The organism is Streptomyces alboflavus, assembly GCF_000716675.1.
In the GTDB taxonomy this organism is placed as follows: Bacteria; Actinomycetota; Actinomycetes; order Streptomycetales; family Streptomycetaceae; genus Streptomyces; species Streptomyces alboflavus.
This window is the reverse complement of sequence record NZ_JNXT01000073.1, coordinates 1-20,505: the sequence shown is the minus strand read 5'-3', so window position 1 is coordinate 20,505 and position 20,505 is coordinate 1. Positions and strand designations below refer to the sequence as shown.

Annotated in this window: 15 protein-coding genes; 7 read left to right on the top strand and 8 right to left on the bottom strand. The window is 71.9% G+C overall.

What is annotated here, in order from left to right; genetic code table 11:
* Positions 1–38: 38 nt before the first annotated feature.
* Complete coding sequence (secA, locus tag OO63_RS36265) at positions 39–2,891, bottom strand: preprotein translocase subunit SecA (RefSeq protein ID WP_030363335.1); 2,853 nt, start codon at positions 2,889–2,891, stop codon at positions 39–41.
* 221 nt (positions 2,892–3,112) lie between these two features.
* Here secA and OO63_RS36260 point away from each other — a divergent pair, with 221 nt between their 5' ends.
* Together OO63_RS36260 and OO63_RS36255 are read left to right on the top strand one after the other, a co-directional pair.
* Positions 3,113–3,694 (top strand): GNAT family N-acetyltransferase, encoded by a 582-nt coding sequence (locus OO63_RS36260; RefSeq protein ID WP_030363334.1) that lies wholly within the window; start codon positions 3,113–3,115, stop codon positions 3,692–3,694.
* 283 nt (positions 3,695–3,977) lie between these two features.
* Positions 3,978–5,162 (top strand): winged helix-turn-helix domain-containing protein, encoded by a 1,185-nt coding sequence (locus OO63_RS36255; protein WP_030363333.1) that lies wholly within the window; start codon positions 3,978–3,980, stop codon positions 5,160–5,162.
* Positions 5,163–5,201: 39 nt separating this feature from the next.
* Here the strand turns inward: OO63_RS36255 and OO63_RS36250 are convergent, their stop codons facing one another.
* The 7 genes from OO63_RS36250 to mtnA all read right to left on the bottom strand — a co-directional run bounded on the left by OO63_RS36250 (position 5,202) and on the right by mtnA (position 14,272).
* Positions 5,202–5,945 (bottom strand): response regulator, encoded by a 744-nt coding sequence (locus tag OO63_RS36250; protein WP_016645733.1) that lies wholly within the window; start codon positions 5,943–5,945, stop codon positions 5,202–5,204.
* Between the two features lie 197 nt (positions 5,946–6,142).
* Positions 6,143–6,835 carry a ribosome hibernation-promoting factor, HPF/YfiA family gene (hpf, locus tag OO63_RS36245; protein ID WP_030363332.1) on the bottom strand — a complete coding sequence of 231 codons (693 nt, stop codon included), beginning with the start codon at positions 6,833–6,835 and terminating at the stop codon, positions 6,143–6,145.
* A 315-nt stretch (positions 6,836–7,150) separates the two neighbouring features.
* Positions 7,151–8,155, bottom strand: coding sequence for a ComF family protein (locus tag OO63_RS36240; protein ID WP_030363331.1), 1,005 nt, complete (start codon positions 8,153–8,155; stop codon positions 7,151–7,153).
* Between the two features lie 111 nt (positions 8,156–8,266).
* Complete coding sequence (locus tag OO63_RS36235) at positions 8,267–10,132, bottom strand: LpqB family beta-propeller domain-containing protein (RefSeq protein ID WP_030363330.1); 1,866 nt, start codon at positions 10,130–10,132, stop codon at positions 8,267–8,269.
* Positions 10,122–12,392 carry an MtrAB system histidine kinase MtrB gene (gene mtrB / locus OO63_RS36230; RefSeq protein ID WP_078619584.1) on the bottom strand — a complete coding sequence of 757 codons (2,271 nt, stop codon included), beginning with the start codon at positions 12,390–12,392 and terminating at the stop codon, positions 10,122–10,124. The genes OO63_RS36235 and mtrB overlap by 11 nt, the downstream gene beginning before the upstream one ends.
* 1 nt (position 12,393) lies before the next feature.
* On the bottom strand, positions 12,394–13,083 hold the full coding sequence (mtrA, locus tag OO63_RS36225; RefSeq protein WP_189176211.1) for a two-component system response regulator MtrA: 690 nt from the start codon (positions 13,081–13,083) through the stop codon (positions 12,394–12,396).
* Positions 13,084–13,087: 4 nt separating this feature from the next.
* Entirely contained in the window at positions 13,088–14,272 is a 1,185-nt protein-coding gene (gene mtnA, locus OO63_RS36220) for an S-methyl-5-thioribose-1-phosphate isomerase (RefSeq protein WP_030363328.1), read from the bottom strand.
* Positions 14,273–14,439: 167 nt separating this feature from the next.
* Between mtnA and OO63_RS36215 the strand changes: the two genes are divergently transcribed.
* The 5 genes from OO63_RS36215 to OO63_RS36195 all read left to right on the top strand — a co-directional run bounded on the left by OO63_RS36215 (position 14,440) and on the right by OO63_RS36195 (position 20,383).
* Positions 14,440–15,765 (top strand): DUF7847 domain-containing protein, encoded by a 1,326-nt coding sequence (locus OO63_RS36215; RefSeq protein ID WP_030363327.1) that lies wholly within the window; start codon positions 14,440–14,442, stop codon positions 15,763–15,765.
* A 145-nt stretch (positions 15,766–15,910) separates the two neighbouring features.
* Positions 15,911–16,621, top strand: a complete 711-nt coding sequence (locus OO63_RS36210; protein ID WP_033264798.1) for a DUF4129 domain-containing protein — start codon at positions 15,911–15,913, stop codon at positions 16,619–16,621.
* A 215-nt stretch (positions 16,622–16,836) separates the two neighbouring features.
* Entirely contained in the window at positions 16,837–18,093 is a 1,257-nt protein-coding gene (locus OO63_RS36205) for a DUF4350 domain-containing protein (protein ID WP_030363325.1), read from the top strand.
* Entirely contained in the window at positions 18,093–19,073 is a 981-nt protein-coding gene (locus tag OO63_RS36200; RefSeq protein ID WP_380860589.1) for an AAA family ATPase, read from the top strand. The genes OO63_RS36205 and OO63_RS36200 overlap by 1 nt, the downstream gene beginning before the upstream one ends.
* Positions 19,073–20,383, top strand: a complete 1,311-nt coding sequence (locus OO63_RS36195; RefSeq protein WP_030363323.1) for a DUF58 domain-containing protein — start codon at positions 19,073–19,075, stop codon at positions 20,381–20,383. The genes OO63_RS36200 and OO63_RS36195 overlap by 1 nt, the downstream gene beginning before the upstream one ends.
* The last annotated feature ends 122 nt before the right edge of the window (positions 20,384–20,505 follow it).

The following is a 20,505-nucleotide window of genomic DNA, read 5'->3' as shown; positions in this document are numbered from 1 at the left end:
GCCCGGCCCTCACAAGCCCTGCTTCTGCGCAGCAGACGCTACTTCTTGCGGCGCCGTCCACCCTTCTGGGCCTTGCGCCGCTCCGCGCGGGTCATGCCGTCGCCGGACGCCGGCGTCGTGCTGCCGGACGGCTGGTCGGAGGTCGCGAAGTCGCCCTCGTCGACACCGCCCTCGGCGTTCGGCGCCTGGAAGTGCAGGCGGTCAGGGCGCTGGGGGGCGTCGAGGCCCTTGGCGCGGATCTCCGGGCGGGCGCCGGCCGGGACCGCGTCCTGGACGCCGTCCTTGGAGAGCGAGGGCGCGCTGTCCGACACCGGGACCTCCTCGACCTGCTGCTCGACCTGGACCTCCAGGTTGAACAGATAGCCGACGGACTCCTCCTTGATGCCGTCCATCATGGCGTTGAACATGTCGAAGCCCTCGCGCTGGTACTCGACCAGGGGGTCCTTCTGCGCCATGGCGCGCAGGCCGATGCCCTCCTGGAGGTAGTCCATCTCGTAGAGGTGCTCGCGCCACTTGCGGTCGAGGACGGAGAGCACGACGCGGCGCTCCAGCTCACGCATGATGTCGGAGCCGAGCTGCGCCTCACGGGCCTCGTACTGCGCGTGGACGTCGTCCTTGATGGCCTCGGAGATGAACTCGGCGGTCAGACCGGCGCGGTCGCCGACCTCGTCCTCCAGCTCCTCGATGGTGACCTTCACCGGGTAGAGCTGCTTGAAGGCGCTCCACAGCCGGTCGAGGTCCCACTCCTCGGCGAAGCCCTCGGCGGCCTCGGCGGTGACGTAGGCGTCGATGGTGTCGTCCATGAAGTGCACGATCTGCTCGTGCAGGTCCTCGCCCTTCAGGACGCGGCGGCGCTCTCCGTAGATGACCTCGCGCTGGCGGTTGAGGACCTCGTCGTACTTGAGGACGTTCTTGCGGGTCTCGAAGTTCTGCTGCTCGACCTGGGACTGCGCGGAGGCGATGGCGCGGGTGACCATCTTGTTCTCGATCGGCACGTCGTCGGGGACGTTGGCCATCGACATCACGCGCTCGACCATCTGGGCCTTGAACAGGCGCATCAGGTCGTCGCCGAGGGAGAGGTAGAAGCGGGACTCGCCGGGGTCGCCCTGACGGCCGGAGCGGCCGCGCAGCTGGTTGTCGATGCGGCGGGACTCGTGCCGCTCGGTGCCGAGGACGTAGAGCCCGCCGAGTTCCTTGACCTCTTCGAACTCGGCCTGCACGGAGCGCTCGGCCTTCTCCAGGGCGGCGGGCAGGGCGGCCGCCCACTCCTCGATGTGCTCCTCGGGGTCGAGTCCGCGCTGGCGCAGCTCCGCCTCGGCGAGGTCGTCGGGGTTGCCGCCGAGCTTGATGTCGGTGCCTCGTCCGGCCATGTTCGTGGCGACGGTGACGGCGCCCTTGCGGCCGGCCTGGGCGACGATCGTCGCCTCCCGGTCGTGCTGCTTGGCGTTCAGGACCTCGTGCTGGACGCCGCGCTTGGAGAGCTGCTGCGAGAGGTACTCCGACTTCTCGACGGAGGTGGTGCCGACGAGGATCGGCTGACCCTTCTCGTGCTTCTCGGCGATGTCGTCGACGACGGCGGCGAACTTCGCGACCTCGGTGCGGTAGATCAGGTCCGACTGGTCGGCGCGGACCATGGGCCGGTTCGTCGGGATCGGGACGACGCCCAGCTTGTAGATCTGGTGGAACTCGGCGGCCTCGGTCATGGCCGTACCGGTCATGCCGGACAGGCCGGGGACTTCCTTGCCCTCGTGGTCGTGGCGCTTGTAGAGGCGGAAGAAGTTCTGCAGGGTGATCGTGGCGAGGGTCTGGTTCTCGTCCTTGATGTCCACCCCTTCCTTCGCCTCGATCGCCTGGTGCATGCCCTCGTTGTAGCGGCGGCCGGCGAGGATACGGCCGGTGTGCTCATCGACGATCATGACTTCGCCGTCGATGACGACGTAGTCCTTGTCCTTCTTGAAGAGTTCCTTGGCCTTGATGGCGTTGTTCAGGTAGCCCACGAGCGGGGTGTTCACCGACTCGTAGAGGTTGTCGATGCCCAGCCAGTCCTCGACCTTGGCGACGCCGGACTCGTGGATGCCGACGGTGCGCTTCTTCTCGTCGACCTCGTAGTCACCGGTCTCCTCGATGCCCTTCAGGGGCTCGCCGGGCTTGCCCTTGGTGAGGCGGGTCACCAGCTTGGCGAAGTCGCCGTACCACTTGGTGGCCTGGTCGGCGGGGCCGGAGATGATCAGCGGCGTACGCGCCTCGTCGACGAGGATCGAGTCGACCTCGTCCACGATCGCGAAGTTGTGGCCGCGCTGGACCAGCTCTTCCTGCGACCACGCCATGTTGTCGCGGAGGTAGTCGAAGCCGAACTCGTTGTTCGTGCCGTACGTGATGTCGCAGGCGTACATCTCGCGGCGCTCGGCGGGCGGCATGTTCGCCAGGATGCAGCCCACGTTCAGGCCGAGGAACTTGTGGACGCGGCCCATCATTTCGGAGTCGCGCTCGGCCAGGTAGTCATTGACCGTGATCAGGTGCACGCCCTTGCCCGAGAGCGCGTTCAGATACGCGGGCAGCGTGCCGACCAGCGTCTTGCCCTCACCGGTCTTCATCTCCGCGACATAGCCCATGTGCAGGGCCGCGCCGCCCATGATCTGCACGTCGTAGTGACGCTGGCCGAGGGTGCGCTTGGCGGCCTCGCGGACCGTGGCGAAGGCTTCCGGCAGGAGGTCGTCGAGGGTTTCGCCGTCGGCGTACCGCTCCTTGTACTCCGCGGTCAACGCGCGCAGCTCGGCGTCGGAGAGGGCCGTGAAGTCCTCTTCGATGGAGTTGACCTGGTCCGCGATGCGGTGCAGCTTGCGCAGGATCTTGCCTTCGCCTGCACGCATGATCTTCGAGAGGACGGACACGGGGGTTGGTCTCCTTGCCGGTCGGGCCTGGCACGGTCGGTTTTACTCGTCGGGCAACGGCCATCGTATGCGAGGACCCGGCCGTGCCGGGAGGTCTGCCATGACGTCAACGCCCGGGCACCCACGAAGGTGCCGCCCCCACCCCCCGAATCCTCCCTCACCGACCCCCCTCCCCCACAAACCGCTGGCGTCCTCCGCTCCGCCACGAGCAGAATCAGCCGATGGAGCCCGTCACGCTGACCACCGAGCGCCTGCTGCTGCGCACCTTCACGCCGGACGACATCGACGAGGTGTACGCGGCCTGCCAGGATCCCGAGATCCAGCGCTGGACGACGATCCCGTCGCCCTACGCGCGCGTGGACGCCGAGGGCTTCGTCGGCCGCATGGTCCCGGACGGCTGGCGGTACGACCTGGAGTACACCTGGGCGGTGCGCCCGCGCGGCGGCGGCCCCCTCCTCGCCGCGACGAGCCTGCACCACCCGCGCTCGGGCGCCTGGGAGATCGGCTTCTGGACCGCCGGCGAGCACCGGGGCCAGGGCTACATGACCGAGATCGTGCAGGCCGTGGCCCACTGGGCGTTCGACCGCCTGGGCTGCACCCGCCTGGAATGGCGCGCGGAGGTCGGCAACCGCGGCTCCCGCGCGGTGGCCGAGAAGGCGGGCTTCACCGTCGAGGGCACCCTCCGCGCGGCCCTCCTCAACAAGGGCACCCTCCGCGACTGCTGGGTGGCCGCCCTACTCCCCTCGGACATCGGCCTCCCGTCCCTCCAGCCGTACCTCCCGGCCCCGCCGCCGACGCCCTGAGGGCAAGCCGCGAAACACCGACCGACACTGACCCGCACCAGCCGCCCCACTCACCCCGCCTCACCCGCACCATCCAGCCCGCCCCGGCATATATCCAGCCCGTCCGGCGTTTGAGGACGAGGCCGCAGGCCGATCGGCGGGAGCTGTCCCACCCGCACGGGACGTCGGCGAGAGGCTGGGGCCCAGGGGGCGCAGCGCCCCGGTTTCGGGAAGGGGCGGGACTGGGGCGCCCCGCGAAGGACATCCACCCCCACTGTCAGACCCTCCCCCTATCGTTCCGACCATGACGACGAGCATGCCGAGCCCCGAGCTGACCCTCTCCGCCGACGAGGCCCGCCGCATCGCCCTACGAGCCCAGGGCTTCCTCGGCGCCCCCGACCGCAGGTCGGGCATCCGAGGCGTGCTCCGTCACCTGGGCGCGGTCCAGCTGGACACGATCTCGGTCCTGGCCCGCTCCCACGAGCTCATCCCGTACGCCCGCCTGGGCGCGGTGGGCCGCAAGAACGTCGAGTCGGCGTACTGGACACCCACGCCGGGCCCGACGCCACCGCACGCCTTCGAGTACTGGTCACACGCGGCCTGCATCCTCCCCATCGAGGAGTGGCCCCACTTCGCCTTCCGCCGCCGCGCCTACCGCTCCCGCCCGCACTGGCACCACGACCTCCCGGACGGCGCGTACGACCAGGTCATCAAGCAGCTCCGCGCCGAAGGCCCGCTGACGGCGACGGAGTTGGGCGGCGCGAAGAACAAGGGCGAGTGGTGGGACTGGTCCGACTCCAAGATCGCCGTGGAGCGCGCGCTGATGTACGGCGAGGTGGTGTGCACGGAGCGCCGCTCCTGGAAGCGGGTGTACGACCTCGCGGAGCGCGCGATCCCGGACGAGTTGCTGCACGACGACCTGGACGACAGGGAGTGCGTGCGCCGCCTGGTCGCGCTCGCGGGCCGCTCCCTCGGCGTCGGTACGCGCGCGGACATCGCCGACTACCACCGCCTGAAGGGCGAGGAGTTCGACGCGGTGGTGGCGGACTCGGGCCTGGTCCCGGTGACCGTCGAGGGCTGGGACAAGCCCGCCTGGGCGGACCCGGAGGCGCTGGCCACACCCCCGCGCGGGCGCCACCGCACGACGCTCCTGTCGCCGTTCGACTCCCTGATCTGGGAGCGTGCGCGCACGGAGCGGATCTTCGGCTTCACCCACCGCCTGGAGGCCTACGTCCCCAAGCCGAAGCGGGTGTACGGCTACTTCGCGATGCCGGTCCTCGCGGGCGGCCGTCTGGTCGGCCGGGTGGACCCCGCGCGCGAGGCCTCGACACTGGTGGCCAAGCAGGTGTCCCTGGACGGGCCGAAGGCGGTGCCCGGGGTGGCGCAGGCGCTCCTGGAGGCGGCGCGCTGGGTGGACTGTGACTCCGTACGGATCGAGCGCGTCGACCGCCCGGAACTGACCGCGGACCTGGTCCGCGCGGTCAGCTGACCTCGGCCGAAGACCAGTCAGCCGATCTCGGCCGACGACTCAGCGGATCTCGAGGATCTTCTCCCGCATCGCGTAGACCACGGCCTCCATCCTGGAGTGCAGCTGCAGCTTCTCCAGGATGTTGCGCACGTGGTTCTTCACGGTGTTCTCGGAGATGAACAGCTCCTTGGCGATGTCGCGGTTGTTCATCCCCGTGGCGACGAGCTTGAGGACTTCCAGCTCCCGGTCGGTGAGCCGGGGCGCGGGCACGAGCCGCCGCTCGTCCGTCCGCTGGATCATGGACTTGAACTCCGTGAGCAGCTTCGAGGCCATGGACGGGCTGATCTGCGACTGCCCGTCGGCCACCGCGCGGATCGCCGTGGCGACCTCGTCGGTGGAGATCTCCTTGAGGAGATAGCCCGTCGCGCCCGCCTTGATGGCGTCGTAGAGGTCCGCTTCCTCGTCGCTGATCGTCAGCATGATGATCTTGGCGCTGGGCGCCACCTCCTTGATGGAGGTGCACGCCTCGATGCCGCCGCGTTTCGGCATCCGTACGTCCATGAGCACGATGTCGGGCAGCAGGTCAGCGGCCTTGTCCACCGCCTCGGCGCCGTCGCCGGCCTCCCCGACCACCTGGATGTCCTCCTCGGCGGCGAGGACGATCTCCAGGCCTCGACGGAAGAGCGCGTGGTCGTCCACGACCAGGACCCTGATCGGCTCCTTGCGCGGGGCGCCCGCGTCCGTGCCGATGCCGATGCCGTCACCGGCATCCTCGCTCCGCATCGGTCCGAAGCTGTCCGCCATCGTTCCTCCCCCTGAAGGCCAGGGCCCGTCTCTTGCCTTGGCTGCACCAACCCTGGGCAGAGTCAAGCGGGTTGGGCCGTCGGGCCCATGATTCCATGCTCGGCACCCCGGTCGTGCGCGCAGTGGTCGCACGGGGGTGCCCCTGGGGGCGCACACGCGCTCCAGGGGCACCGATCACGCGCTCCTCGAAGGGGCCGTCAGCCGCCGAGGACACCGCTCCCGCCGGCCGGCTGCGGGTGCGTGACCATGGGGTCGGTGTTGAGGCGGATGACGCCGTAGTCGTAGGCGTGCCGTCGGTAGACGACGCTGGGTTCCTTGGTCTCGGAGTCGACGTACAGATAGAAGTCGTGTCCGACCAGTTCCATCTCGTAGAGCGCCTGGTCGAGGGACATGGGTGCGGCGACGTGCGTCTTCTCGCGGACCACGAGGGGGCCTTCGCCCTGGATCTCCAGGGAGCCGATCCTCTTGGTGGGCACGCCCTCGGGCTCTTCGTCGCGGACCAGGCTGCCGTCTCCGTTGAGATGCGCCGCGTCCGGGACCCGGGCGGCCACTTCGGCGGCGGTGAGCCTGCCGTTGCCGCGCCTGTTGTGGCGCTTTTCGTGCTGCTTGCGCAGTCGTGCGTCGAGCTTGGCGGTGGCCAGGTCGAGCGCCGCGTACGGATCTGCTGCCGAGGCCTCCGCGCGGATCACGGGTCCGCGCCCGCGGACGGTGATCTCCACGCGGTCGGAACGGTCGGCCTGACGCGGGTTGGTTTCCTTGGACACCTCGACGTCGAGGCTGATCACCTTGCCGTCGAGCTTCTGGATCTTGTCCAGCTTCAGCTTCTCGGCCACGTGCTTGCGGAACCGCTCGGGCACCTCGGTCTTGCGGCCCTTGACGACGATGTCCACGCAGAACTCCGTTCCCGGATCGCTCCGCTGCTTCGGCGGAGCTTCTCCCTTTTGCACCAGGCCCCGGAAACTCCCGGAGCCTCGGACTCGGTGACTTCCACCTCCTCCTCCCCCGTGGACAAGATCTCCACCCACCGGCCCCGGGTGATTGCGGGGAACCCTGGAGACCGGCATTCCGATATGCGAGGGGCGCAGTCCGCCGTTCCTCACAACCGAACATATCTCGCCCGGACGGATGTCGTCACCCTCTACTGACACGTACCTCCATTCGGGTGGATAGGCCCTCTCACTACCTGCAACGATGAAAGTTCTCGGTCAGTTCCGGTTTATTTCGAAAGAAGTCGCGGAAGTGGCGACAACTGCGGCCCGGATGATGTTTAAACAAGGCATTCCGCTGGCAGGACCCCCTTTGCCGGCCACTTCCCCGACACGGTCCCGGCCGTCCCAGCTTGGCCGGTTCCCGCCCTGGCGCTCCGCCGTCACCTGTGCCCTCCGTCCGGTCCTGCCGGTCCCACCGATCCCCCTCGCCCTCGTGTCCCCTGCTCCCCCTGCCCTGTCGCCTACCCCGTGTACGCCACATACGCATCCCAACGCCCGCGCCGCCTCGGCAAGCGAGGCACCCGTCGTCATGAGGTCGTCCACGACGACGATCCGCCCCGCGCCCCGCAGCAGCGGCCCCGCACCGGCCGCCACCTCCAGCGCACCCGACAGGTTCACCTGCCGCTGACGGGAGTTGAGCCCCGCCTGGTCCGCGACCGCGCGCCGCTGCCGCAGCACGGACAGCACGCTCACCGGCATCCCGGCGCGCCGCAGCTCCCCCGCCGCCGCCAACGCGATCCGCCGCACCGGGTCGTGCCCCCGCGCCCGCACGGACCGCCGCGCGGACGGCACCGGCACCAACAGCACGGGCCCGCCGGGAGCTTGACCCGGGCCGGCCACGGGATCCGCCCCGTCCACGGCCCCGTCCAGCACCCCGGCCACGGCCCCGTCCACCTCCCCGGCGGCCACGGCCCCGTCCGCCACCCCGGCCCGCAGCGCCGACCGCACCGCCCCCGCGAGCGCCTCGCCGAGCGCCCCGGCCAGCGGCAGCGCACCCCGTTCCTTGTGCGCGAGCAGCACCGCCCGCACCGCCTCCCCGTACACCGCGGCCGCGTGCACGACAGGAAGGCCGCGCGGCTCCGGATCCGGACGCACCCTGCGCGGCGCCGCCCCGCACAGAGCGGCCCGGCAACCGGCGCACAGCGCCACACGCGGCCTCCCGCAGCCCGCGCAGTCAGCCGGAAGGACCAGATCCGTGAGGTCCTGCCACCACCCCCGCATGTCCCCACTGTGCCAACCCGCACGCCGCCCGGCCACCCCTGTGGACAACCGCCTGTGGATAACTCGGCGCACCCCGATTGAGCTGCGCCGAAGCGCTGTTGGCGGACCGGCTCACCCGGGATAGATCGGCGCCGTCCCCTCCTTGACCACCGTCTGCCACTGCGCTCCGGACGGCAGCCGGACGATCCCGTCGTCCGAGTGCGCCACCAGCGGCTGCCGCTCGTCCTCCGACGCGGCGATCTCCTTCGCGCCGGTCAGACCGGGCAGCGTCGCCCCCGTGCGCGCGGACCCGTCGCACTGGACGTACCGCATCTGCTGCACGCCGCCGGACTCGCGGCCCACCACCACGAGGCGGCTGACGCCCGCCCAGGACATGGCGGTGACCTCCTCCATCTGCGGTGCCGCCTCCAGCAGTTCGACCACGGAGATGTTGAGCTGTCCGCCCTTGCCGTCCTCCCACTGGACGCGGCCGATCTGGAGCTTGGTCTCGCCGTTCTTGGTCACCAGGAGCGCGACCCGCACCCCGTCGGCCGCGACCCGCACCGCCTCGATGCGCCCGTTGAGGTCGGGGACCTGGACCTGGACCGGCTCGCCGGTGCCTTCCGAGAGCCACAGCAGCCGCGGCCGCTTCGGGTCCCGGTCGGCCACCCACAGGTTGCCCCGCCCGTCCCAACTGGGCGTCGAGAGGCCGTCCTTCTCCGACTTGGCGCGGGAGCGCAGCTCCGGGCCGCCGAGCGTGGACTTGGACACCACCGACGTGGTGTACAGCCGCCGCCCGTCGGTGGACACGCCGGCGGCGTGCTCCTCGTCGCGCGACACCGCCGCCGAGCGCAGCGGCTGCGACTCGTCACCGAACGGCCCGGTCACCGGCTCGGGCGCGGCGTTGCTGCCCGCGTTGCCGGGCATCCGCACGAGCCGCTTCTTCTCGTCGATGAAGTACTGGTACGCCGGGAGGTCCGCCGTGCGGTGCGGCGCGACGGTCTCGGCGCGGTCCTTGCTGAGGACGCACAGCTGCGAGCCGTTCTTGCGCTGCAGCTCCACCTGTTCCACCCCGGAGGCCGTCAGGTCCTGGAGCGTGAACAGCAGCTGGGCGGCCACCTGCGTGCACTGGTCGTGCCCGAGCGTGTCGGCACGCGCGTTCAGCGGCACGACCAGCTTGTTCTTGTCGTCGGGCGTCAGCGACTTGGTGCCGGACGCGAGCCGCGCGCCTATCGGGACCGCCGAACGCACCACCGGCCCGAGCCAGTTGGTGGGGCCGTCGAGCAGCGCCTTCACCGTCTCGGTCAGCGGGTCGATGCGCTGGCGTACGTAGATGGGGTCGGCAACGAGCCCCTGCTGGCCGCCGGGCCTGTCACGGGTCTTCACGTTCCCCGGGGGCAGCGCGAAGTAGTACTTGTTGACGGCCTGGTAGTTCCGCTCGAAGTCGGACTCGCCGAGCACGACGCCTGACGGCGGGACGTCGATGCGCCACACCGGGCCGTTCGGACTGCTCTGCTGGGTGAGGTGCACGGACTGCTTGTACGGCCTGGCGTCGGGCTGGTACGCGCGCTGCTCGTTGACGGTGGCGAGCCTGCGGCCGGTCAGCGAGTACGTACGCTCGCCCTCGTTGTTGTTGCCCACGTTGTCCGCGACCGTGTTCGGGCCGTCGGCGAGCACCGTGGTGGAGCGCTCCGGGTGCCAGTTCTGCGACGCCTTCTTCGTCAGGTACTTCCGTGCGATGGCGAAGTCCGGGTCGTCGCTGGTCAGCGCCTCCAGGAAGCCCTGGACGATGTCGACGGCACCCGCGTCCTCGGGCGGCGGCATGGCGTACACCCGCACCTGGGACTGCGAGTCGGGCCGCTGGGAGGCCTCGACCTTCTTCATGTTGCCCTCGTCGGGCATGGAGGCGCATCCGGCGATCAGCACGCCGCACGCGGCGAGCACCACACCGGCGCGCAGCGGGCGCGCGCGCCCCCACAGTTGACCCTCAGCGCCCACGCGAGGCCTCCTCTTCCCTGCCCGCGCCGGCGTCCGCTCCGGTGCGGACGTCACTGTCCGCCGAAGCGTCCGTGCTGTTGGGGGTGTCACTGTCTGCGGCTGCGTCCGTGCTGAGGGGGGCGGCACTGTCCGCGTCCGCGTCGGCCCTCATCGACTCGACGGCCTCCGCAGCCGCCACAGCACCCGTAGGCGAATCAGCCTCTCCGTAGGAGCCGTTTTCGACGTCCGCGCCGGACTCGCTGCCCTCTCCTGGAGCCCGCTCCGCCCCCGACTCCTCCCAGGCCTGCCGCGGTACGACCCGCGCCCCGCTGCCCGGCAGTGCCGTCGGATCCACGTCCAGGGCGGCCGCGCGGGCGAGGCGCGGTGCGATCGGCGCCTTCGCGGGCACGGGCGGCGGCACCCGGTCCGGGGGCGCCTGGTGGGGCACCGTGGCCCGCTTCGTACCGCCCGCGAGGGGCAGTCCGGCGCCGCCCAGGCCGCGGTGGCGCCGGGAGTCGTCGGGCTCCAGGGGTATCGGCGAGCCCCGCAGCGGCTCGTCGGCCGTGCGCGGCAGCGTGAGCCGGAACTGCGATCCGCCGCCCGGCTCGCCCCACGCCTGCAGCCACCCACCGTGCAGCCGAGCGTCCTCCAGGGCGATGGAGAGCCCGAGGCCCGTACCACCGGTGGTACGCGCGCGTGCCGGGTCGGCCCGCCAGAAGCGGCTGAAGACGCGCGTGGCCTCGCCGGGCTTGAGCCCGACTCCGTAGTCCCGCACCGCCACGGCGACCGCGCCTCCTGCGGCCGCGAGACGGACCACCACGTCCTTGCCGTCGCCGTGCTCCACGGCGTTGACGACGAGGTTCCGCAGGACCCGCTCCACCCGCCGCGCGTCCGCCTCAGCGACGACGGGCTGCTGGTCGCCGACGACCCGTATGTGGGTGCCCTTGCGCTCCGCCAGCGGCTCCGCGCCGCCGACGACACGGCGTACGACCTCGCGCAGGTCTATCGGCTCGGCCTCCAGGGCCGCCGCGCCCGCGTCGAACCGGCTGATCTCGAGGAGGTCGGCGAGCAGCGACTCGAAGCGGTCGAGCTGGTCGGCGAGGAGCTCCGCGGAGCGGGCCGTCACCGGGTCGAAGTCGACGCGCGCCTCATGGATGACGTCGGCGGCCATCCGCACGGTCGTCAGCGGCGTACGCAGCTCGTGCGACACGTCGGAGACGAACCGCCGCTGCATCCGCGACAGCTCCTCCAGTTGCTGGATCTTCAGCTGGAGGTTCGACGCCATCTTGTTGAAGGCCTCACCGAGGCGCGCGATGTCGTCCTCCCCGGTGACCTTCATGCGTTCCTGAAGGCGCCCCGCGGACAGCCGCTCGGCGATCCCGGCCGCCATCCGCACGGGCGTGACGACCTGGCGCACCACCAGCCAGGCGATGGCCCCGAGGAGCACCACCACGAAGAGACCGGCCGTGGCGAGCGTGCCGCGCACCAGGTTCATCGACTCCTCTTCCTGCGTCAGCGGGAAGAGGTAGTAGAGCTGGTACGAGTCGCCGTTCAGGTCGCTCAGCTGCTTGCCGATGACCAGGCCTGGCTGGGACTCGCGGTGGTCGATGAAGTCGATGCGCGTATTGCTCTGGTACGCGAGGGAGCCGCCGTCGACCCGGTCGCGCAGGTCCACGGGCACGCTCTGGATCGGGTCCACGCCGCCGGAGGCCCTGGGCCCGCGCACGCTGCCGCTGTCGCTCGCGCTGGAGCTGAGCGTGACTACGTAGAAGGCGTTCTGACCGCCGCTGGCGAGCTGCTCGGCCAGCTCGGACAGCCACACGGCGGCGTTCTGCGCGGTGGGACCGTCCGCGGCGTCGCCGCCCTGGCCAGTGGGCTGGTGGGCGGTGTTGGCCTGCTCCTGGGCGGCCCGGAAGCCGCCGTCGGCCTGGCTCTGGGCCGCGTTCACCTTGGCCTTGAGCAGGCCGTTGCTGACCGAGCTCATGACGACGAAGCCGAGCAGCAGCACCACGCCGAGCGACATCAGGAGCGTCGTGACGACGACTTTCAGCTGGATGTTGCGCCGCCACAGCCGCATCATCGGCAGCAGCGGACGGCGCACCCAGCGCGTGAAGAGCCGCAGCAGCGGGCTGCTGCCCTGCACCCCGCCCTGCAGCATCAGACCGCTGTCGACCAGCGCCCCGAACCGCGGACCGCGCCGCGGCGGGCTCGGCGGCCGCACAGTCCGCCCCGGCCGCGCTCCCGGTTCGCCGGGCGCCGGAGAGGAACTGTCGCGGGACATGTCAGCTCGGTCCGGCCTTGTAACCGACGCCACGGACGGTCACGACGATCTCCGGGCGCTCCGGGTCGCGCTCGACCTTGGAGCGCAGCCGCTGCACATGCACATTCACCAGCCGGGTGTCGGCCGCGTGCCGGTAGCCCCAGACCTGCTCCAGGAGCACCTCGCGTGTGAACACCTGCCACGGCTTGCGCGCGAGCGCGACCAGCAGGTCGAACTCCAGCGGCGTCAGCGCGATCGACTGCCCGTCCCGCTTCACGGAGTGTCCGGCCACGTCGATGACCAGGTCACCGATGGCCAGCTGCTCCGGCGCGGGCTCCTCGGAACGGCGAAGGCGCGCACGGATGCGAGCCACCAGCTCCTTGGGCTTGAACGGCTTGACGATGTAGTCATCGGCCCCCGACTCCAGACCAACCACCACGTCCACGGTGTCGCTCTTGGCCGTGAGCATGACGATGGGCACCCCGGACTCCGCCCTGATCAGGCGGCACACCTCGATGCCGTCCCGTCCGGGCAGCATCAGGTCGAGGAGCACCAGATCGGGCTTGGCCTCCCGGAAAGCGGCCAGCGCCTTGTCGCCATCAGCTACGAACGACGGCTCAAAACCTTCACCACGCAGCACAATCCCGAGCATCTCGGCCAGTGCGGTGTCGTCGTCGACGACAAGGACTCGTCCCTTCATGCCTGACATCATCCCATTAGCTAATCGTTACCTGGCGTGACCTGGCACACAGCTCGGCGAGGCCCTCCGCTGTCACGGGTGAGACGACACCTTCCTCCGTGACGACGGCTGTCACCAACTCGGGCGGGGTGACGTCGAATGCCGGGTTGTACGCCTGTGTCCCCAGTGGTGCCACCGAGATCCCCCCTCCCGCCTCGGATCCGGCCATCGACACGAAGGGCGCTGTGACCTCCGTCACCTCATGGCCGGCTCGTTGTTCCACCTCGATGGCGGCCCCGTCCGGTGTCTCCGGGTCCACGGTCGTCACCGGCGCCACCACGATGAACGGCACGTGGTGGTAGCGGGCGAGGACCGCGAGCGGATAGCTCCCCACCTTGTTGGCCACCGAACCGTCGGCCGCGATCCGGTCGGCGCCGATGAGCACGGCGTCCACCTCACCGGCCGCGAACAGCGAACCCGCGGCGTTGTCGGTCAGGAGGGTGTACGGCATGCCGTTGCGCGCCGCCTCGTACGCCGTCAGCCGGGCGCCCTGGAGCAGCGGCCGGGTCTCGTCGACCCACAGCCTGCGCAGCCGCCCCTCGCGGTGCGCGGCGAGCGCCACCGCGAAGGCCGTGCCCTCGCCGCCGGAGACGAGCGCCCCGGTGTTGCAGTGCGTGAGGACGCGGTGGCCGCCGCCGGGCATCAGCTCGTCGAGCAGCGCCAGGCCGTGCACCGCCATCCGCCCGCTGGCCTCGGCGTCCTCCGCGTGCACCGCCCGCGCCGCGGCGAGGACCGCCCGCGCCGCGCGCCGCTCGTCCGCGCCACCGGCCAGGGCCTCGCGGTACGCCGCCTGGGCCCTGCGCGCGCCGTACGCCAGGTTGACCGCGGTGGGCCGCGCACCCGCGAGGGCGTCCGCGGCCTCGTCCACGTCGAAGCCGCGGGCCGCGGCCAGCGCGACGCCGTACGCACCCGTGATGCCGAGCAGCGGCGCCCCGCGCACGGCGAGCGTCCGGATGGCCTGCACGAGGGCGGGTGGGTCCGTGCACACCAGCTCGCTCTCCTCACCCGGCAGCCGGGTCTGGTCGAGGAGGACGACGACGGGCCCCTCCGGAGGCTCGTCCCAGCGGATAGCGGGAATCGCGGGGATTCCGGGGGTCTCGGGGATCTCAGGGCTTTCGGACGCCGGCACGGCCTCGCCGGATTGCGCGTACTGATCAGCCATCCGCCCAGTCTGCCCGCTACCGGCCGGACAATAGAAGGTGTGCAGCCCATCCGGCCACGGCACCCGCCCTCCGCACCACCGCGCCCGACCCCGGGGCAACCACCCCGTGGCACGATGGCTGCCAACCCGCCGCCGCGCCCGCGGACGGGCACTGTGAAGGAGCGACGATGAACGACACTCCGGGCTGGGCCTCGCCCGGATCTGCCCCCTCCGACGGCCACGACCCCGACAAGAAGGGGTCCGGCGAGCCCGAGGACCGGCCCGGCCCGGGCTCGAAGTGGTCCAAGGAGCAGCCGCCGCCCGCCCAGTGGTCCGCGCCCAGCCCCCCGGCACCCGACCAGGGCCCCCCGCCGCCCGCGCCTCCCGGCCAGGGCTGGGGCGGAGGTCCCGGCGCCCCGGGCGGCACGGGCGGCTCCGGAGGGCCCGGCTGGGGCAGCGGTGGCCCCACGGGTCCCGGCGGCCCCTACCGCGGCTGGGGCGCCTGGCAGGGCCCGCCGGCCGCCGCGAAGCCCGGCGTCATCCCGCTGCGCCCGCTGGCCGTCGGCGAGATCCTGGACGGCGCGGTCTCCACGATGCGTACGTACTGGCGGACGGTCCTCGGCATCTCGCTGACCGTCGCCGTCGTCTCGGAGCTCTGCCTCGTCCTCCTTCAGGGCCTGGTCCTCAACGACAGCCAGAACCTCGAGGCCCTTGAGGACTCGAGCGCGACCTCCGGAGAGGTGGTGCGCGCCCTCCGTGACACGCTCCTCGAATTCGGCGTCGTCATCGTCATCATGCTGCTCGGCACGATCGTCGCCACGGCGCTGTTGACGATGGTCACGAGCCGCGCCGTCCTCGGCAAGTCGGTCACCACGGCCGAGGCCTGGCACGACGCCCGGCCGCAGCTGTGGAAGCTGCTCGGCCTGACGCTGCTCCTGCCGCTCATCGGCCTGGCCGTGGTCGCTGCCGGAACGGTCCCTGGGCTCCTGGTCACGCTCGCCGGAGGGGGCGACGGCGGCATCGCCCTCATCTTCCTCGGCGGGCTCGCGGCCGGTGTCGTCGCCGTCTGGCTGATGGTCCGCTTCTCGCTCGCCTCTCCGGCGCTGATGCTGGAGAAGCAGGGAGTGAAGCAGGCGCTCCGCCGGTCCGCCAAGCTGGTGCGCCTCTCCTGGTGGCGGGTCTTCGGCATCAACCTGCTGGCCATGGTCATCACGAACGTCGTCGTGTCGATCATCGGCATCCCGTTCACCCTCATCGCGGGCGCGGTCAGCGGCGACGGCGTGTCCAGCATCCTGGACAGCAGCACGAGTGACGTCGGCTGGACCTTCCTGATCGTCAGCGGCATCGGGCAGGTGATCGGCTCCATGCTGACGTTCCCGATCACCGCCGGGGTCTCCGTGCTCCTCTACATCGACCAGCGGATCCGCCGCGAGGCCCTCGACCTCGAGCTCGCCCGCGCCGCCGGTGTGCCGGGCCACGGCCCCGACGACGCCCCCGGCACCCCGGGGAGCTGATGCGGTGACGCCGGCGGGGGCGGTACTCGACGTGCTCGGCGCGGCCGCACGGCTGCCGCACGCCTTCTTCGGCGCGGCCTCCGTGCGGCCGCGCACCGGCTTCCGGGCGGCCTTGGTGCCGCCCGGAACCGGCGCGCCCGCGGCCGTGCCCCCACCCGGCGTCGGCACGGGCGTCAGGCTGCCCGGCGGCGACGACGGCCCTCCGCTGACCATCCCGGGCCGCCCCGCGCGGGAGGCGGCCGAGCGCGAACTGTCCAAGTCGATGTACCACGAGAACGACCCGGGCTTCTTCCAGCGCGCCCTGAACCGCTTCTGGGGCTGGGTCGACGACCTGTTCAGCGCGGCGTCCGGCGCGGCGCCGGGCGGTGTGATCGGGCTCGTGGTCATCGTGCTCGCGGTGGTGGCGGTCGCCGCGGCCCTGTGGTGGCGGCTCGGCACCCCCCGCCGCGCCCCCGCCACGTCCGCCGCGCTCTTCGACGACCGCCCCCGCAGCGCCGCCGAGCACCGCGCGGACGCCGAGGCGCACGCGGCCCAGGGCCACTGGAGCCAGGCCCTCCAGGAGCGGATGCGGGCGATCGTGCGCTCCCTGGAGGAACGCGCCCTCCTCGACCCCCGCCCCGGCCGCACCGCCGACGAGGCCGCCGCGGAGGCCGCACGGCCCCTGCCCGACCACGAGGACCGCCTGCACGCGGCGGCCCGGGACTTCGACGACGTGGCATACGGAGGCCGCACGGCCACGGAAGCGGCGTACCACCGGCTCGCCGACCTGGACCGCGACCTGGAGCGCAGCAAGCCGCTCCTGGCCACCGCGTCCCACGCCCCGTCCGACAGCACCTCCTGGGGAGCGATCCGATGACGGACTCCCCCGACACCCCGCCCCGGCCGACACCCCCCACGCACCACACCCCGCCCGCGCCCTCCACCGGCACCCCGGGGACACCCGGAACTCCCGGCGCACCCACGAGCGCCCTCACCACGCTCACCGACGCCCCCGCGGCGACCACCGGCGGACCGGCCGCCGACGGACCGCCGCCCCCTGCCGACGGCACCCCCTCCACCCCGCCGACGTCGATGGCCGCCACACCCCGTCAGCTCTGGACCCGCACCCGCGGCATCGTCCTCGCCGCCGTCGTCCTCCTGGCGACCGCCGTCGCCATCGCGGCCGTCCGCTCCGGCGCCGAGCACGGCAACCTCGACCCGCGCTCCGCCGACCCCTACGGCAGCCGCGCCGTCGCCGAACTCCTCGCCGACCGGGGCGTGTCCACGCGCGTCGTCACCACCACCGCCGAGGCACAGGCTGCCGCGGGCCCCGACACCACCCTCCTGGTGGCCAACCCGGACCTGCTCACCGACCGTCAGCAGTCCCGGCTGCACGACGCCACGGAGGGCTCCGGCGGCCGCACCGTCCTGGTCGCCCCCGGCAGCCCTTCGGTGGCGAAGCTCGCCCCCGGGGTCGCCGCGGACGCCACCCCCAGCGACGACTCGACGCTGTCCCCGGGCTGCGACCTGCCCACGGCCCGCCGCGCCGGCCCCGCGGACGTGGGCGGCATCCGCTACGACTCGCTCGCCCCCGGCGCCGAGGCCTGCTACGTCTCCGACGGCCTGCCCAGCCTCCTCGTTCTCCCCACGACGACCGCGAAGGACGGCGCTCCGGAGACCGGCGACAACCCGGAGGACACCCCACAGGAGGCGCCGGAAGGCTCCGCGCGGAACACCCCGGAGAAGTCCCCGGCGCGCGGCGACACGGTCGTCCTCGGCGCCCCCGACATCCTCCACAACGACCGCCTCGACAAGCACGGCAACGCCTCGCTCGCCCTGCAACTGCTCGGTTCGCGCCCCCACTTGGTCTGGTACCTCCCCTCGCTCTCCGACGACGCCGTCGACGAGACAGCCGACGACAGCTTCTTCGACCTGATCCCCTCCGGCTGGCTCTGGGGCACGCTGCAGCTCACCCTCGCCGCCGTCCTCGCGGCCCTGTGGCGCGGCCGCCGCCTCGGCCCCCTGGTCCCCGAGAAGCTCCCCGTCGCGATCCGCGCCTCGGAGACCGCCGAGGGCCGCGCCCGCCTCTACCGCAAGGCCGACGCCCGCGACCGCGCCGCCGCGGCCCTCCGCTCGGCCACCCGCACCCGACTCGCCCCCCTCGTCGGCGTCCCCACCGCCCGGGCCCACACGCCCGAAGCGCTCCTGCCCGCCCTGACCAGCCGTCTCCGCACGCCCGGCCAGGACCTGCTCCCCCTCCTCTTCGGCCCGCCCCCCGGCGACGACGCAGGGCTCATCGCCCTCGCCGACCAACTCGACGCCCTCGAAAGTGAGGTACGTACTTCATGATGGACCCGACCACTGACAACGCCGCGAGCTCCGGCGGCGCCCGCTCCTCCCTGGAGTCCCTGCGCACGGAGATCTCCAAGGCCGTGGTCGGCCAGGACCCCGCCGTCACCGGCCTCGTCGTGGCCCTGCTGTGCCGCGGCCACGTCCTGCTCGAAGGCGTCCCGGGCGTCGCGAAGACCCTCCTCGTACGCGCCCTCGCGGCCTCCCTCGAACTCGACACCAAGCGCGTCCAGTTCACCCCCGACCTGATGCCCAGCGACGTCACGGGCTCCCTCGTCTACGACGCCCGCACCACCGAGTTCTCCTTCCAGCCGGGCCCGGTCTTCACCAATCTCCTCCTCGCCGACGAGATCAACCGCACCCCGCCCAAGACCCAGTCGTCCCTCCTGGAGGCGATGGAGGAGCGCCAGGTCACGGTCGACGGCACCCCGCGCCCCCTCCCCGAGCCGTTCCTCGTCGCCGCCACCCAGAACCCGGTCGAGTACGAGGGCACGTACCCCCTTCCCGAGGCCCAGCTGGACCGTTTCCTCTTGAAGTTGACGGTTCCCCTGCCCACCCGCCAGGACGAGATCGCCGTCCTCACGCGCCACGCGGAAGGCTTCAACCCACGCGACCTGCGCGCCGCCGGCGTACGCCCCGTGGCGGGCCCCGACGACCTGGAAGCGGCCCGCGCAGCCGTCGCGAAGACAGCCGTCTCCCCCGAAATCACCGCCTACGTAGTCGACATCTGCCGCGCCACCCGCGAATCGCCGTCCCTCACCCTTGGCGTCTCCCCGCGCGGCGCCACGGCTCTGCTGTCCACAGCGCGCGCGTGGGCCTGGCTGACGGGCCGCGACTATGTCATCCCGGACGATGTGAAGGCCCTAGCCCTGCCGGCCTTGCGCCACCGCGTCCAGTTGCGTCCCGAGGCCGAGATGGAGGGCGTGACCGCCGACTCCGTCATCAACGCGATCCTCGCCCACGTCCCGGTGCCCCGCTGATGCCCCTGACCGGCCGCACCGCCCTCCTGGCGGCGCTGGGTTCCCTCCCCGTGGGCATCGTGGAGCCCAGCTGGACCGGCATCCTCGCTGTCAACGCCCCCTTGGCCCTGGCCTGCGCCTGCGACTTCGCCTTGGCCGCCCCCGTGCGCCGCCTCGGCCTGACCCGCTCCGGCGACTCTTCGGTGCGTCTCGGCGAGTTCGCGGACGTCCAGCTGACCGTCACCAACCCCACCAACCGCCGTCTGCGCGCTGAAGTCCGCGACGCCTGGCCGCCCAGCAGCTGGCAGCCGGGCACCGAGGTCACCGCGTCCAGGAATCCCCTGGACGTCCCGTCCGGCGAGCGCCGCCGCATCACGACCCGGCTGCGCCCGACCCGCCGCGGCGATCATCATGCCGACCGCGTCACGATCCGCTCGAAGGGCCCGTTGGGCCTCTTCTCCCGCCAGGGCAGCCATCGCGTGCCATGGACGCTCCGCGTCCTGCCGCCGTTCGCCAGCCGCAAGCACCTGCCGTCCAAGCTGGCCCGCCTGCGCGAACTCGACGGTCGCACCAGTGTGCTGATCCGCGGTCAGGGCACGGAGTTCGACAGCCTCCGCGAATACGTCCCCGGTGACGACACCCGCTCCATCGACTGGCGCGCCACGGCCCGGCAGTCCTCGGTGGCCGTCCGCACCTGGCGCCCCGAGCGGGACCGCCACATCCTGCTGGTCCTCGACACAGGCCGCACGTCCGCGGGCCGCGTGGGTGACGCCCCGCGCCTGGATGCGTCGATGGACGCCGCACTCCTCCTGGCCGCTCTGGCCTCCCGCGCGGGCGACCGCGTGGATCTCCTCGCCTACGACCGCCGGGTCCGCGCCCTGGTCCAGGGAAAGGCCGCCGGCGATGTACTGCCGTCCCTCGTGAGCGCCCTGGCCGTGCTCGAACCCGAGCTGGTCGAGACGGACGCCCGTGGTCTCACGGCGACCGCGCTGCGCGCCGCCCCCCGAAGCTCTTTGATCGTCCTTCTCACGAGCCTCGAAGCGGCCCCCATCGAGGAGGGTCTGCTGCCGGTACTCTCCCGACTCACTCAGCGCCACACGGTGCTGGTTGCCTCGGTCGCCGATCCGCACATCACGCGGATGGCGAAGTCTCGGGGGACAACGGAAGCGGTGTACGACGCCGCGGCAGGCGCGCAGGCTCAGGCGGAGCGCCAACGCACGGCGGAGCAGCTCACCCGCCATGGCGTCACGGTCGTGGACGCGACCCCTGACGATCTGGCCCCTGCTCTGGCCGACGCCTATTTGTCGTTGAAGGCGACGGGTCGTCTGTAGGGGGTAGGGGGTAATTCCCCTGGAACGCAGAAAACCCCCGCACCAGAAGGTGCGGGGGTTCCCCTTAAATTTAGTTCGGCGGCGTCCTACTCTCCCACAGGGTCCCCCCTGCAGTACCATCG